The sequence below is a fragment of the Runella limosa DSM 17973 genome, from assembly GCF_000482465.1.
Taxonomy (GTDB): Bacteria; Bacteroidota; Bacteroidia; order Cytophagales; family Spirosomataceae; genus Runella; species Runella limosa.
On record NZ_KI519427.1, the window covers coordinates 251,507 to 266,585 of the forward strand.

Here is a 15,079-nt window from a genome sequence, read left to right on the forward strand (position 1 = left end):
TAGTTTATTTAGTCTTTAACTTAAATGTATTGTTTTTCAATAAACTAATAATAATCCCAATTATGGTGCCAATGATTCCAAATCCTAGAACAATTAAACTTCGTTTTGGTTCACTTCTTTTTAGAGGTATAGTAGCAGGCTCCAGAGTTTTAAACACGGGTGTTTCTTCTTCTACTCTTATTTTAGCTTGTTCAAATTGCTGAGTTAAGTTATTGTATAAATTTTGAGATAATAAGAACTCTGCTTGCAAACGCTGTTCTTCAATTTTTGCAGTTTGAAGTGCTAAAAACCTATTGAAGTCTCTAAATTGTGCAAGTTTTGACTCTGCATTTTGGTAGCGACGTTTAGCGTCGGCCACTTGGTTCTCAAAAAATTTAACTTGATTTCGTGCTTTGTCTGTACGATAACTTGTTACGTAGTTTTTTAGGTATTCGACAGTTCTTTGTGTAATTGTTGCTGCAACTACAGGGTCCGGCATTTTAACATTAATTGAAATGACCCCACTCTTCCTATCAAATGAAGCCTGAACCCGTTCTTGTATATTTGTTACTAAATCTTGCTGATTTTTAGTAAGTTCATAAGCTTTACTTGATTTCTTTGGATCTAAAAGTGTGGTTTGGCTTTTACTTCCCTCATTTATAAGTGTTGAAATAAGAGATTGTTCTTTTAAATACAAAAAATCTTCAAGTTTCATGGTTTTTTGATACTCAGAGACATATACAGATTCTTTAAGTATGTACAAAGCAAAAGGAAGGCTTTGCAAGATATTGGGATATAAATCTGGTCGTACCGCATCTGTAGTGCTCATTTGGTTTAGGTCGATCCCTGCTAACCCTGCTAAAGCACTTAATCCACCCATTTTTCCTAAAGCACTCGTAGACTGTAACTCAGGCATTAATTGAGTTTTTGACTCAAATTCTTTTTGAGCTAAAAGCGCATATATTATTCCAATAATTGTTAAGGATAGACTCCAAGCTGCAATCAATCTCTGGTTAGTCTTGAAAAAAAACATTATATCGTCGATACCGATTTCGATATCTGTAGATGTTTTAATAGGTTGGCGTTCGTTAGTGTTCATTTGTAAAATCAGAAACTTTATATATGTACTCTTTTAATTACGAAGAATCGTTGCAAGAGCGATAATTAAAGTACTTGTAAATGACAAAATTACTGGTGCGGTAATATCTGAACGTTTATCATCTGCTGGTTTAAATGGTACGTATATAGTAGCACCAGGCTCAACTTTTGGATATACTTTAAAGAACAAAAACTTACGAGTTCTTTGAGTAAAACCATTGGCATAGGTGATAAAAGCCCGACCACGTTGAGCACGTTCGTTATAGCCCCCTGCTTGCGAAAGGTAATCTTGAAAATCATAACCTTTTGTAAAATTAATCGAAGAAGGGTTAAGGACCGCTCCTCCAATAGTTACAATTTCAGAGCGTTTTGGAACAATGAGTGTATCTCCGTCTTCGAGCGTAATATTTCCTTCTACTGAAGGGTTATTCATAATTTGAGCAATATCTATCCCAATTCGAGCACCTTTGCGTTGAAATAAAGCTCCTGGTAGGTAACCAGTGGCTTTGATTCCTCCTGTACGTTCAAGGAGATTGGAAATTTTTTCATCGGTATTGACAATGGCATAAGTACCTGGATAATTAACTTCCCCCATCACGTGTACACTTCGTTGCTCTTCATAGTTAGGTGCTTTTCGGATATAGACAATATCGAAAGGTTGTAGTTTGAATTTGGCGTCTTCAGGAGATAAATTGAGCTTGGGGTCAATATCTAACCGTATGATTTCAACTTTATAGTCGCGGTCAGAGTTTAATTCTTTTACCCGCCGTGCGATTTCAATACGGGAACCAATAGCCCCCTCAGTAAATCCACCCCCAATAAGTACTAAATCCGCTACCGTCATGCCTTCTGCGTAGGGTGCATCTCCTTCGCTATTGGCTTCGCCTAAAAGCGTTACAAATGCTTCTTCACGTAGCTCTTTGATGGTTTTGATGACAATACTATCTTGGCGTTGTAGTGCAATATCAGGAATTTCTCCTTTTAGTATCTTGTTAATGTCAACAGAAACTACCTGTGGTTCACCATTTTCCTTTTCACGAAAAATAACAGCTCTGTTTCTAAAAGCATTTTCTTTGAGCCCATCCGCTTTTTTCAGTAGTTGGCCAAATGTTTTGGTTTCTGGAGTAAGAGCATAGTCGCCAGGGCGAAATACGGCTCCTTGAATCTGAACGCGATTTTGATAACGATCGAGAAGTATTTTTCCTACTTCGATTCTATCGCCATTTTGAAGTTTAAAATTCTTTAAGTCTGTTTGAGGGATATTTAAAACCTCGATTTCTCGGTCAGTTGGCCTACGGCCTGTAACGTAGGCTTTGTAGGCCATACTTGTAAATCCACCAGAAAATTGAAGCAATTGCTCAAGTGATTCGTTTTCTTTAATCTCGTAGATGGCAGGACGTTTAATTTCTCCATCCAATTCAATTCGATTGGTAAAAAACGGGACTTGAATAATGTCTTGGTCTTGCAACAAAATATTGTCAGCCTGTTCGCCTGTTAACAAGAATTGATAAAGGTCAATTGTTCGGACTACTTTGTTGTTTCTTAAAACTCGGATATTGCGATAAGTACCCATGCTATCAGGTCCGCCACATAGATATAAGGCATTGAAAGCGGTCGCCAAAGAAGAAACAGTGTAGGAGCCAGGCTTTACAACTTCACCGATAATACTCACTCGTATGCTCCGAATATTGCCCAAATTTACAACTGCATACGTGCCTCCCCCCGAATTTAAACCCGAATAAGCTTGACGTAGGCGAGAGACAAGACGCTCCTTTGCTTCTTCTACTGTTAATCCACTGACATAGACAGGCGCGAGATTTAAAACTTTTACGGTACCTTCGGGACTAACTTTTAAACGATAACTGTCAGAGGCGTTGCCAAAAATATCTATGACAAGTTCGTCATCAGGTCCAAGTTGATAATTCTTGGGAGTAGCAATACGTAAGTTGGGTTCAAATGTAAGGTCAGTGCTTTGAAAAAGTTTACTACCAAAAATTTCAAGCTTTTTGGGCTTAACTTTTACCGTATCTTCTTCCTCTTTTTTCTTTTTAAGAATTTCTCGTTTGCTGAGATCTCCCAATTGTTTTCGACCATTAGCTTTGGTAGTTGTGTCTGAAAGGTCTCGTTTATCAGTTAAGGTTTTTTTGTTCTGAACCTCTGAAATTCGCTGCCGCATTCGTGCAATATCGGACAGCGTATAACCGCGTTCAAGTGCAGCTTGCTCAATTTGCATTTCAGACAGGCCGCTTGCTTGCGCTTTTTTGTAAAATTCTAAGACTTGGTCGTCTGAGAGTTGATTAACACTGGTCGAAGTCGATTTTTGACTTTGAGCAAGAAGGGAAAATCTTGTAAAAGATAGGAAAAGGCATAGAAATGAAATTTTTACAGCCACTTTCGATATATGCATACAAATTGTAGTTTGTTCTTTATTTTGGAAACTTAAGTAAAAATCCAAAGTCCAAAATTAGATAAGACTCCCTGTATTGCCAAACTTAGTACTGATTAAATTAGGGAGTAAGCAATTTTTTGTTGGATTACTAACCCAAAATAAACCAGTTTGCTATCTTAAAAATAGAAAATGTAAAGTGCTATAAGTCAAATATTTGAGCCAGAGCCTAAAGTCTCTTGATAGTATTTGCTGTAATTTATAATAGTGTTGTTGAGGTTAAACTTTGAGTGAAATAATTGAGTTGATGCAATTGATAAGTCATGAGAATTTGTAGCGACATATTTTAGAGCACTCGCAATCTCATCTGGATTGTTAGACACCAATATGCCATTGTTGTAAATTAGTTCTTTACAACCACCCACATCACTTAAAATAAGAGGCAGGCCGCATGACATAGCTTCTAATGCAGACATAGGCATTCCTTCACTATCAGAAATTAAGCAGAAAACTTTATAGTTAGCAAAGTTTTGAAAACCAGGTATTTCTCCTAAAAAATTTATGTTTTTTAATTGTTTTTGATTTGCTTTTTTTTTTAACTCAGGCAATAAATACCCATTCCCAACTATGTCGAGGGAATAGTTAGGGAGAAGGCTCATTGCATCTATAAGTAGGTCAACTCGTTTAGGGGGGATAAGCCTGCAGACAGTTACAAAATCCGTTTTTATAAAAGTTTTATCACTTTTTATCGGGAATATTGAGTTCGGGATTGTCTGTATTTTATTAATTGGGATGTTAATATTCCGAATTGCTTTTAACTTGTCAGTTTCTGAAATACATAGAATAGAAGCAGATAAGTAAGACAGAATATATTCTACAAAGTTAAAGACTTCTTTAAAGCGCCCTCCATTATATATGGAAGACCATCCATGGGAAACGTAAATTACTTTGGTCGCTGTTAAAAAGCCTGCAATTCGACCATATAATCCTCCATTAGCCGAATTTGCAATGACTATGTCAGGTTGTTCCCGCTTTATAAATTGAATAAGATTAGTTATGTATGTAAAACTAAAGCGTTTCTCTATTCTTTTATCTAAAAAAGAAGAGGTTATATATTGCGAAACTGATTTTGTAAGCCAACCATCTTGATTAGTAGCTATTATACAATTCCATTCATTTGTTTGATATAGAGCCATTATTTGTTCTGCAACAAATTTTTGAGCTCCGCCAGTCTCACTTTTTGTTATAATAAACAAAATTTTATTTTTCATTTTAAGTGACAAGAGCAAAAATAGATATTTATGATTGGTTCAATTTGTTTGCTATTTAAGACAAAAGGCACAGTAATACTAGTATTACTGTGCCTTTTGTCTTAAATTCTTAAAGAATTATTTTTTGAATTGTTTTCTTAATTGCTCATTTTCAATCTTTAACGCTTTAACTTCTTTATTGAGTTCAATCATATAAAGTGTCAATTCTTCAATTTTCTCCATCAATTTTGCCGAGGTCTTAGAAACGTCTAGGCCGTTACTCGCCATTTCATCAGCAGATGGAACGTTTGGTAAGTGATTATTTGCCTTGATAAATGTTTCTACTTCTTCCAAAGGGGCAAGTTTATAATCTGGAGCAAAAACATAGTCCGCCCAATCAGATGAATTACGAAGAGCTACTTTGAGCTTTTCTGTTAAAATCCCGTCTTGTACATATAAACGATATGCGCCAGCAGAGAAAGTACTAGGTAATCCAAGACCGCCCGCACCCGCACCAGCAGGTGCGGTATCAAAATCACCAATTGCTAGATAACCAGTAGTTGTAGGAGTAGGTGAGCCAGGAGCAGCTTTCACATTAAACTTCACCCAAGGATAATTTGTATCAAAGCTACCTTTAATAAGTGGATTTGCGGTTTCGCTATTTGAAATATAAAGCATATTACTATTCATTTCAAACTCTCCAGCCCTAAATCCTAAGAATATACTGCGGCTACCTGAAGTACTACTGTAGCCTGCACGTCCTCCAATTGCAACATTCTCATTTCCTGACTGGTTCGAAAATAAGGCTTGGCTTCCGAGTCCAATGTTTCTATGACCGCTTGTATTGTTTCTAATTGCTTCAAAACCAAGAGCAGAATTTGCGTCTCCTGTGATATTTTTATTCAAAGCATAGGTACCATAAGCCATGTTGAAGCTTCCTGTTGTATTGAAATACATTGACTCTTGACCCATTGAAGTATTAGAGCCGCCAGAAGTATTTTTATATAATGCCAGAGCCCCAATGGCCGTGTTTCCAGATGCAACATTGCTAAAAAGCGCAGTAAAGCCTATAGCAGTATTGTATGAGCCAGTAACATTTGAATATAAAGAAGCACCGCCGAGGGCAACATTGTATGAGCCAACAGTTGTTGCTTGCATAGCTTGATTACCTTGAGCAAGGTTATTTACTCCTGTATTCCCATCTAATGGAGTAATAGCAATACCTGCACGATAACCAAACAATGTATTTCCATAACCAAAATCAATTAGACCCGAACGTTCATTGTTGACTTTAAATGTTAGTGATGCAGCATTCGTACTTCCAATGAAGTCTGTTCCATCAATGGCGTTTCCTTGTTTGTCCCAAGCGCCCGCGACTGCAGTTTCTCCTAAACGTGCGCTAGTAGGTAACCAAGTTGTACCATTGTATAAATAGGTACCAATCGCTTTGTCGGTTTGAAATACAATCAAACCTGCTACTGGATTTGAAATGGCATCACGTTGAGATTGAGTCATACGAGGTAACAAAAGACCTTTTGTGGTTGAACTCAAGTCAAGGATAGCAGATGGGTCTGGACTTTTTGTACCAATACCCACATTTCCCGATTGCTGGGCTAAAGCTCCCAATGAGCCCATCGCCAATGCTAGAGTAAGCAGTCTTTTCATATAATGTTTGCAGTTAATTGGATAGATTTCTGTTTTTCGAGACGAAAGTTAGAACATTGTGAGCGAATTAAAAAGGTCTTTGCCCAAAAATTATCTAACGGTACTTTTTGTGCCCTATATAATTGGTAACATTTGATTAAAATCTTAGGATAATTTTCTTTCTGAAAATGACCGTTAGATAATTTTTGGCGAACTCTGTAGGTAACCTCAAAAATCTAACTTATTTTTGGCTAATTGATGTATCAGTTAAACGCTTGAAACCGATTATGAAAAGATTTTCTATAGCAGTTGCAGGATGCTTGGTGACGTTGGCGGCACAGGCACAGATGGTTTCGTCAACAGATGTTACAGTAACATCTGGGGTGATAATGACAGTCAACGAGGAATTAACCAATACGGGTACGTTGCAACTTGAGGGTGATTTGCACCTTCGTAAAGGGGTAATGAACCAAGGGCAGATGGTTCTTAATGGCCAAGTCGTACTTAATGGAAACGGCACTCAGTCGCTTCAAAGCATGACCCCACTTCAAATGAACGCGCTTGTATTAGGTCAAACTGGTAAAGTTCTTTTGAAAAGCCCGCTGCAAGTCAACAATCAGTTGGTACTTGGAGATGGTGTTTTAGAAAACTCTGAGTCTGCACTGTTGATGTTGGGCTCATCTGCGAAAGTCATTGGAGGCTCAAACAATTCCCATATAAAAGGATATATGGTGAAACAAGGTAATGAGGCGTTTCGTTTTCCTGTTGGTGATGGAAGTCGTCTGCAAGCTTTTTCAATTTCAAAACCAGTATCATACGAAGAAATTCAAGTAGGATATGTTCGCCAACGTCCAGAACGTTTATCTACCAAGCTCTCGGCAGAAGTAGAGGAGTTTGGTAGTGATAGTTATTGGTCGGTTAAAAATGCAACCGAAACCAGTGTTCAGGTAACTGTACCAGCTGATGATAGCCGTTTGCAGTTGTTGCAGATGAAGAACAATCAGTGGGCTGTGAATCCTAGCACGCTTTCTACAAATGCAGTTTCTTCTGAAGCTGTTTTGAAAGGTACAAGCTATTTTACTGTAGGTACTCAGCGGGCAGAATTGGCTGGTAAACCAGAAATTGGCGTTTTTCCAAACCCTAGCAATGGTGTGTTTGAAGTAAAATTGAAAGGTTTTGGGGCGGACGAGACAGTTGCCTTGGACATTGTTGATATTACTGGTAAAACCATTGTAAAACAAGAAGGTCAAGTGAAAAGTCTGAAAACGAATTATTCATTGGATAAAGATGCCGCAGGTACGGGGAATTATTTCTTGCGTGTTGTAAGACCTGAAAAAAATCAAGTATTTAACGAAAAAGTTTCTATCAATCGCTAAGTACATATTTTTTAAAATTTTGTTGAAAGGGCTTCATACTTATTCCGTATGAAGCCCTTTTTTATCATAATCTCCCACTAGCGTGGTATTTTTCGTTAGTTTTGGGGCAAAATTTTGTGATTACCCATGCCCCTTACACTTCCCATTTTCTTAATCATGGCCCTTTCCTCGGTAGTAGTAGGGGTCTATTTAGAACGTAAAATATCAGCTTTTATCCAAGACCGCATGGGGCCTATGGAGGTAGGGAAATGGGGCTTGTTGCAGCTTATCGCTGACTTAATGAAACTCCTTCAAAAAGAAGATATTGTTCCCGCTGCTGCCGATCGTAAGCTGTTTTTGTTGGCCCCTTTGGTGATATTTACGGCTATTTTTGCAGGATATGCGGTGTTGCCTCTAACCCCTGACTTGCAAGGTTCACGTACTGCGATTGGGCTTTTCTTTCTGATGACCATCATTTCAGTGGATGTGATTGGTATCTTAATGGCAGGGTGGGGGTCAAACAATAAATTTGCTCTTTTTGGGGCGATGCGCTCGGTGGCACAGATTGTATCCTATGAAATTCCCCTTGGATTAGTTATATTGTGTGTAGTGATGACTGCACAAACACTGGATTTACAGGCGATTAGCTACCAGCAAGGTGTGTATTCCGACGAGCCTGTATATTTGTTTGGGCTGAAACCACTAGGGATTGATGTTTCTCAAGTTGGGGGTGTATTGAGTTGGAATATTGTTCGCAATCCGTTTTTATTTTTAGCTTATATCGTCTTTTTTATCACCACGCTGGCCGAATGTAATCGAGCGCCTTTTGACATACCAGAAGGAGAATCTGAGCTAGTTGGTGGTTTTCATACGGAGTATTCGGGGATGCGCTGGGCATTGCTGTTTTTGTCGGAATATGCCATGATGCTCTTGGTATCGCTTTTGGGGGCAATTTTGTTTTTAGGTAGTTGGAATACTCCTTTACCCAATATTGGACCAGTAAGATTGGCAGATTGGACAAGCGGCGCTCCTGGAACGATTTGGGGAAACATAACAGCTGGCTTTTGGCTGATAACTAAAGCTGGGTTTGCCGTTTTGCTGCAAATGTGGGTACGTTGGACGTTTCCCCGCTTACGTGTTGATCAGCTTATGTTTTTGTGTTGGAAGGTGTTAACACCTGTTGCGCTTGTGCTTTTCTTTATTTGTGGCGTATGGCGTTTAATGATGGTGTAGTGGTGTTGGCTGCTCGCAACCAACACACACCTATTTTTCAACCAAGGGTTAGTCTTCCCAAGAGAAAGAACGTTCAACTGCTTTTTTCCAACCTTTGTATAGCTTAGACCTGCGGTCTTCGGCCATTTTAGGGTTCCAAGTTTGGGCTACGCCCCAATTTTGACGTAAATCATCAAAGTTTTTCCAGTATCCAACGGCTAAACCTGCCGCATAAGCAGCGCCCAGCGCCGTTGTTTCGGTAACTGCTGGACAAACAACAGGAACATTGAGCATGTCGGCTTGGAATTGCATCAAGGTCTGATTTGCGACCATTCCACCATCGACCCGAAGGGATTTTAGCTCAATGTTCGCATCTCTTTCCATGGCTTCCATCACATCTAAAGTTTGGTAGGCAGTTGCTTCTAAGACAGCCCTCGCAATGTGATTTTTATTTACGTAGCGCGTCAAGCCTGCGATGACACCGCGCGCGTCGGCTTTCCAGTAGGGAGCATATAACCCAGAAAAAGCAGGTACAATATAAGCCCCTCCATTGTCTTCAACGGTTTTGGCAAGCTCTTCTACATCGCCGCTTTTTTGAATCATGCCAAGGTTGTCGCGTAGCCATTGTACAAGTGCGCCTGCAATGGCCACACTACCTTCAAGTGCATAGCAAACAGGTTGATTACCAAATTGATACGCCACGGTGGTCAGCAACCCTTGGGTGGAGGCTTTTAATTCGGTGCCTGTATTTAAAAGCATGAAACAGCCCGTACCGTACGTATTTTTAGCCTGACCAGGCTCAAAACAAGTTTGGCCTACCAACGCTGCATGTTGATCTCCGAGGTCACCTGCAATGGGGACATTGGGTAAAACATCCAAAACTACATTTCCATAAACTTCACTACTACTTTTAATGGCAGGTAACATTGAGCGTGGAATCTCAAAAATTGACAACAATTCGTCATCCCATTGTAGTGTTTCGAGGTTCATCAACTGTGTTCGGCTGGCATTGGTAACGTCCGTCACGTGGGTGCCTCCGTTTGCTCCCCCCGTAAGGTGCCAAATGAGAAAAGTGTCCATGTTTCCGAAAATGGCATCCCCTCGCTCTGCATCCTCGCGTAGGCCAGCGACATTATCTAGCAACCAACGAAGTTTTAGACCGCTAAAATAAGTTGCTAATGGAAGTCCAGTTTTGGTACGAAAACGGTCTTGGCCACCATGCTGGGCAAATTGATTCACTAACTCACCAGTACGCGTATCTTGCCAAACAAGCGCATTGTAGTAGGGTTTTCCTGTTCGGCGATTCCAAACGGCGGTAGTTTCGCGTTGGTTGGTAATGCCCACCGCAGCGATGTCGCTTGCTTGAATCGACGCACTTATGCGTGCTTGAGCAATAACTTCGAGCGTGTTTTTTCTGATTTCTTCTAGGTCGTGCTCTACCCAACCTGGTTGAGGATAAATCTGTTGATGTTCTTTTTGACCTACTGAAATGATATTTCCTTGTCGGTCAAAAATAATACAGCGGGTACTGGTAGTACCCTGGTCAATTGCGGCTACGTATTTTGACATTTGGTTAAAGGTTTTACCCTATAAACTTATACAAACTTTCGATACCGAAATAAAAACTGTATAAAAAAGCTAGGCAAATGATTCCCAAACTACTCAGTTTGAAGAGAAGGGTGGATCGAGATTGTAAATACGACAGCCCCGTGTAGAGCATGGCTAGGAGACTAAAAAATGATTGTAAAAATAACCGCCCATGAAAACAAGACCATGCGTCATATTTGAAACCAGCAATCAGTACCAAAGCTACACTCATGAGTAACAAGGCCAACCAAGTCGTTTTTTCTAGCGCACTGATGGCTTCATTGCTGGATAAAGATGAAAAAGATGTCAAAAATTGAATTGATTGAACGATTAAAAGCCACAAGCCAAGCAGAATAACCAAAGTAGGGATGAGCGCAACTAGGTAAATCAGGCTTCCGATGTATCTAAAATTTGTTTTTACGCCCAAATCGTAGTCATTTTCAAGGTCGGCGTATTTGTACCAAAAAGTAGCATACATAACGATGGGGTACACGTGTAATAAATCAAAATCACGGTTGTAAATCGTAGGGCTTTTCATCAATTTTGGTAAATTGAAGGCATAAAAACTTTTTGGCCCTTGGTAGGTTTTTTGGCTATTTAAGGGGAAAATATCCATATTGTGTACTACAGGGCGGCCTTCATAATACCAGTTTTCGGCGAATTTATATCCCCCAATGGAGAGTGTCAGTACTCCAAGGATGGTGAGACGAAAGATGAGTTGTTTCCACTCCACCTTGAGAATGTATAAAGTTAGGGCGATAGCCCCGAAAACTACTGGGACAAAGGCTAAAAATGTACCTTTGGCCAACAGTCCTAACCCAAGAGCAACAGCTAACCAATATTCGTTTCTCTTTGAAGGTGCTTGAAAGTATTTGGATAGAAGCCAAAAGCACCAAGTTCCAATTAAAAACGAAAGACTGTCGTTTGTGACATACAACGAAAAGGTAACGTAAGAATGAAGGAATATCGCTAATAGAAAACTTATGTTCAGAACCAGGGTATTTTTAAAATAGTGTTTCCCTAATAAATACAACAAATAAAGATTAAGAGAAGAGATTAAAACAGAGAGTAATTGCGTTATTTTTTGGTTCGTTAGGCTATCAAATGCAAAGAAGGGTTGGGCCAATAGGTAATAAAGAGGAGGGTGCATGGCACAGAAAGCCTCTCTGGTGATTGGAAGTCGGTGATGGGTTGCAATGAAATTAATAATCTCCCCGTGGGCATCAGCACCATAAGGAGAAAGCGTAAAATACAAAACGATTCGTAGTCCGATTCCAAACCAAAGTAAAAATTTGAGGGTTTGGGCACGTTTAAAAAATGAAATTAGCATCTGAAATTTGGTAAAATAATCATTGAGAGCCTACTTAGTTAGCTTCTTTGGGTCTGTTGGGGTGCAAAAGTAAGGAATCGTCGCAGGTATTTTGCACTTTTTTCTTGCAAAACCCGTTATTTTGGTAGAATTTCGCAGGCTTTTTGCACATGTTTCACCAAACACCCTTTTTATGCTTCTAAGGCAAGATGAAAAGCACTTACACAAACTTAATTGAGCAGACGTTTGAATTTCCTACGCTGGAGTTTAACGTCCAAAACGATGAGCTATCGTTTAATAATGTTCCCCTCATGGATATTATTCGCCAGTATGGTACTCCTCTAAAACTTACCTATCTGCCCAAAATTGGCGAACACATTGGTAACGCCAAACAGTTTTTTAAAAACGCTTTCAAACGTTTTAACTACAAAGGGTCATATACGTATTGTTATTGTACCAAGTCCTCCCATTTTAGTTTTGTGCTTGAAGAAGCCCTCCAGCATAACATTCACCTCGAAACTTCCTCGGCATTTGACATTCCGATTGTGCGTAATTTGTACAATACAGGAAAGATTGCCAAAAGTACGTACATTATATGTAATGGGTACAAATTGCCAAATTATCAAAAGGCTATTACTGAGTTAATTAACGAAGGTTTTAACGTCATGCCAGTATTGGATAATTTGCGCGAAATTGACTATTACTCAAAAAACGTAACGGCAGAGTCGGTGAATTTTGGGATTCGGATTGCGACGGATGAGGAGCCAAATTTTGCTTTTTACACTTCTCGTTTGGGGGTTCGGTATGCCGACATCAATGAGTTGTACAAAGAAAAAATTCAGCCTAATCCTAAGTTTAAACTGAAAATGTTGCATTTCTTCATTAATACGGGTATGAAAGATACCGCCTATTATTGGAGTGAATTGACACGCTTTATGTTTAAATATTGCGAATTGAAGAAAATCTGTCCTGATCTTGATTCAATTGACATTGGTGGTGGTTTGCCAATCCAAACTTCATTGCAATTTAACTACGATTATCAGCAAATGATTGACGAAATCGTGGAAAATATTCAGTGGATTTGTAATAAAAACAATGTGCCTGTTCCGCACTTGTTTACAGAGTTTGGAAGCTATACAGTGGGAGAAAGCGGAGCCGTGATTTACCAGATTATTGACCAAAAACTCCAAAATGATAAGGAGATGTGGTACATGATTGACGGATCGTTTATCACACATTTGCCCGATTCGTGGGGAATGAACCAAAAGTATATCATGCTGGCGGTAAATAATTGGGATAATCCTTACCAAAAGGTAAATATTGGAGGACTCACTTGCGATTCTCAGGATTTTTACAACACCGAAGCGCATAGTGCCGACTTGTATTTGCCTGTGTTTGATCTTGAAAAAGAAGAACAATTTGTCGGATTCTTTCATACAGGAGCTTACCAAGAATCATTGGGCGGATATGGCGGTATTCAGCACTGCTTGATTCCTGCACCTAAGCATGTGTTGGTTGATCGGGATGAACAAGGAAATATCGTTACGCGCCTGTTTGCTGATCAGCAAGGAAGTGATAGCATGATGTCAACCTTGGGATATGCACGTAATGAAGAATCAACACCCCTCAACCCTGCTGAGATGGACATGGAAGCAGTGGAAGAGATGGCGCATAGTTGACAATAAATTCGGCACGATTTTCGTAATAAGCTACATAAAACACTAGGAGCAACTTTAAGATAAGTTGCTCCTTATATTAAATACTACCAAAATACCATGAAAAAACTACTTTCCTTCGCACTAATAATGCTCGTTTTGGGCGCTGCCAGCTGCAATCGTAAAGGCTATTGCCCAGCGTATGATAGCGCTGTAAAGGTTGAGAAAAAAGCTTAAGATACCGAACGTAATACCAATTCAGTGGCGGCTAAGAAATTATTGGCAAACTGGTCGCCTGCTGATTCTTGAGGATTCGTGCCCAAATGAATGGTACGAACTCCTGCGCGCTTGCCCGCTTGCATATCGCGAGGGCGGTCGCCAACCATCCACGAGTGGTTGGGGTCAATGTCATATTTGGCCATTGCTTTCTCAAGCATTAACGACCCAGGCTTCCGCATGAGCGAACGACTGTCAAAGTCGGGATGGTGTGAGCAATAGTACAAGTCATCAAGTAAATGCCCGCACTGTTGTTGAAAGTAATTGTGGCAATGCCATACGTCTTCTCTTGTATATAGCCCTTTGGCTATCCCCGCTTGGTTGGTAATGACAATCAGCAGATAGCCAGCTTGTTTCATCTGCTGTAGTCCTTCGATTACTCCGTCAGGAATAACCATCTCTTCTGGACGATATAAATAACCGTCTAGGTCTTGGTTGAGAACTCCGTCTCTATCCAAAAAAATGCACTTCTGTTTCATAATTCTTACGGCGTATCAATGCCTAAAAATAATACTATTAGATGATTTATTTGTAAAATACGTAGTTATTTTTTTGTAAAAATTTATTGAACGGTTATTGATAATTTTATAAAAGTTGTTTTTTGTTTTGTTTTATAGAATAAAAATCCCTATTTTTTAGAAAATACTTCCGCAAAATCATTACATTTGCAGTATAATATTTGTTTGCCTGTTTTAAAAATTAGCTTCACACATGAAATTAGACCAGATAGACCGCAAGGTTTTGGATATTTTGCAAGCGAATGCAAAAATTACCAATGCCCAACTTTCTAAGGAGATAGGTCTTTCCCCTGCGCCCACCCTTGAGCGTGTTAAAAAACTTGAACAACACGGGATTATCCAGAGCTATCACGCTCAGTTGGATCGTGAAAAAGTGGGTCTTGGCGTAACGACGTTTATCCAAGTTACTTTGGTGGGTCATAAAAGAGATGTGACAGAGTCGTTTGTGAAGAGGGTAAATGAAATTCCAGAAATCATAGAATGTCACCACATTACGGGTTCGGGCGACTTTTTGTTGAAAGTAATTTCAAAAGACATTGCGTCGTACCAAAAACTACTTCTTGAGTGTATCAATGAAATTGAAGAAGTAGCCAATACCCAAACGATGGTGATTTTATCGACCTTCAAGGAAAGCAAAGTTTTGCCAATTCCGTACTAGTTTCTCTCTCTTTTAGAGGCATCGCAAGAAGCGTGGCTAGTCAGTCACGCTTCTTGCGTTTGTAGCCGTTTGTCCTTTTTTGTTGGATGTTTTGAAGGAGAGCTGGAAAGATTGTTTCTTACCTAATTATGGTCATCTCAGTGATTATCAAA

Annotated in this window: 11 protein-coding genes; 4 read left to right on the top strand and 7 right to left on the bottom strand. The window is 39.5% G+C overall.

The window, feature by feature from the left end; genetic code table 11:
* Positions 1–4: 4 nt before the first annotated feature.
* The 4 genes from K339_RS0127305 to K339_RS0127320 all read right to left on the bottom strand — a co-directional run bounded on the left by K339_RS0127305 (position 5) and on the right by K339_RS0127320 (position 6,378).
* Positions 5–1,078, bottom strand: a complete 1,074-nt coding sequence (locus K339_RS0127305; RefSeq protein ID WP_028526440.1) for a GNVR domain-containing protein — start codon at positions 1,076–1,078, stop codon at positions 5–7.
* A gap of 33 nt (positions 1,079–1,111) precedes the next feature.
* Positions 1,112–3,484, bottom strand: coding sequence for an SLBB domain-containing protein (locus K339_RS0127310; protein WP_037302005.1), 2,373 nt, complete (start codon positions 3,482–3,484; stop codon positions 1,112–1,114).
* A 188-nt stretch (positions 3,485–3,672) separates the two neighbouring features.
* Complete coding sequence (locus K339_RS0127315) at positions 3,673–4,734, bottom strand: glycosyltransferase (RefSeq protein WP_028526442.1); 1,062 nt, start codon at positions 4,732–4,734, stop codon at positions 3,673–3,675.
* Between the two features lie 117 nt (positions 4,735–4,851).
* A complete protein-coding gene (locus K339_RS0127320) occupies positions 4,852–6,378 on the bottom strand; it encodes a phage tail-like protein (protein ID WP_157607760.1) in 1,527 nt (508 codons plus the stop codon).
* Positions 6,379–6,563: 185 nt separating this feature from the next.
* Between K339_RS0127320 and K339_RS0127325 the strand changes: the two genes are divergently transcribed.
* Both K339_RS0127325 and K339_RS0127330 read left to right on the top strand, forming a co-directional pair.
* Positions 6,564–7,733: a T9SS type A sorting domain-containing protein gene (locus K339_RS0127325; RefSeq protein WP_084332330.1), complete on the top strand. Its 1,170-nt coding sequence runs from the start codon at positions 6,564–6,566 to the stop codon at positions 7,731–7,733.
* 126 nt (positions 7,734–7,859) lie between these two features.
* Positions 7,860–8,945 carry a complex I subunit 1/NuoH family protein gene (locus K339_RS0127330; protein ID WP_028526445.1) on the top strand — a complete coding sequence of 362 codons (1,086 nt, stop codon included), beginning with the start codon at positions 7,860–7,862 and terminating at the stop codon, positions 8,943–8,945.
* A gap of 48 nt (positions 8,946–8,993) precedes the next feature.
* Here K339_RS0127330 and glpK read toward each other — a convergent pair whose 3' ends face one another.
* The gene (gene glpK, locus K339_RS0127335) at positions 8,994–10,493 is read right to left on the bottom strand and encodes a glycerol kinase GlpK (protein WP_028526446.1); all 1,500 of its coding nucleotides are present in this window, start codon (positions 10,491–10,493) and stop codon (positions 8,994–8,996) included.
* Between the two features lie 13 nt (positions 10,494–10,506).
* Entirely contained in the window at positions 10,507–11,841 is a 1,335-nt protein-coding gene (locus K339_RS0127340; protein ID WP_028526447.1) for a glycosyltransferase family 39 protein, read from the bottom strand.
* Between the two features lie 188 nt (positions 11,842–12,029).
* Here K339_RS0127340 and K339_RS0127345 point away from each other — a divergent pair, with 188 nt between their 5' ends.
* Positions 12,030–13,499 carry a type III PLP-dependent enzyme domain-containing protein gene (locus K339_RS0127345; RefSeq protein WP_028526448.1) on the top strand — a complete coding sequence of 490 codons (1,470 nt, stop codon included), beginning with the start codon at positions 12,030–12,032 and terminating at the stop codon, positions 13,497–13,499.
* Between the two features lie 209 nt (positions 13,500–13,708).
* On the opposite strand, the gene K339_RS0127350 is transcribed toward K339_RS0127345, so the two are convergent.
* Positions 13,709–14,230 carry a D-glycero-alpha-D-manno-heptose-1,7-bisphosphate 7-phosphatase gene (locus K339_RS0127350; RefSeq protein WP_028526449.1) on the bottom strand — a complete coding sequence of 174 codons (522 nt, stop codon included), beginning with the start codon at positions 14,228–14,230 and terminating at the stop codon, positions 13,709–13,711.
* A 232-nt stretch (positions 14,231–14,462) separates the two neighbouring features.
* Between K339_RS0127350 and K339_RS0127355 the strand changes: the two genes are divergently transcribed.
* Entirely contained in the window at positions 14,463–14,927 is a 465-nt protein-coding gene (locus K339_RS0127355) for an Lrp/AsnC family transcriptional regulator (protein WP_028526450.1), read from the top strand.
* The last annotated feature ends 152 nt before the right edge of the window (positions 14,928–15,079 follow it).

What these genes read in the sequence shown, in the direction of transcription:
- K339_RS0127340 (WP_028526447.1), bottom strand. Translation starts at nt 11,841, where the DNA reads ATGCTAATTTCATTTTTTAAACGTGCCCAAACCCTCAAATTTTTACTT.
- K339_RS0127350 (WP_028526449.1), bottom strand. Translation starts at nt 14,230, where the DNA reads ATGAAACAGAAGTGCATTTTTTTGGATAGAGACGGAGTTCTCAACCAA.
- K339_RS0127315 (WP_028526442.1), bottom strand. Translation starts at nt 4,734, where the DNA reads ATGAAAAATAAAATTTTGTTTATTATAACAAAAAGTGAGACTGGCGGA.
- K339_RS0127320 (WP_157607760.1), bottom strand. Translation starts at nt 6,378, where the DNA reads ATGAAAAGACTGCTTACTCTAGCATTGGCGATGGGCTCATTGGGAGCT.
- K339_RS0127305 (WP_028526440.1), bottom strand. Translation starts at nt 1,078, where the DNA reads ATGAACACTAACGAACGCCAACCTATTAAAACATCTACAGATATCGAA.
- K339_RS0127345 (WP_028526448.1), top strand. Translation starts at nt 12,030, where the DNA reads ATGAAAAGCACTTACACAAACTTAATTGAGCAGACGTTTGAATTTCCT.
- glpK (WP_028526446.1), bottom strand. Translation starts at nt 10,493, where the DNA reads ATGTCAAAATACGTAGCCGCAATTGACCAGGGTACTACCAGTACCCGC.
- K339_RS0127310 (WP_037302005.1), bottom strand. Translation starts at nt 3,484, where the DNA reads ATGCATATATCGAAAGTGGCTGTAAAAATTTCATTTCTATGCCTTTTC.
- K339_RS0127355 (WP_028526450.1), top strand. Translation starts at nt 14,463, where the DNA reads ATGAAATTAGACCAGATAGACCGCAAGGTTTTGGATATTTTGCAAGCG.
- K339_RS0127330 (WP_028526445.1), top strand. Translation starts at nt 7,860, where the DNA reads ATGCCCCTTACACTTCCCATTTTCTTAATCATGGCCCTTTCCTCGGTA.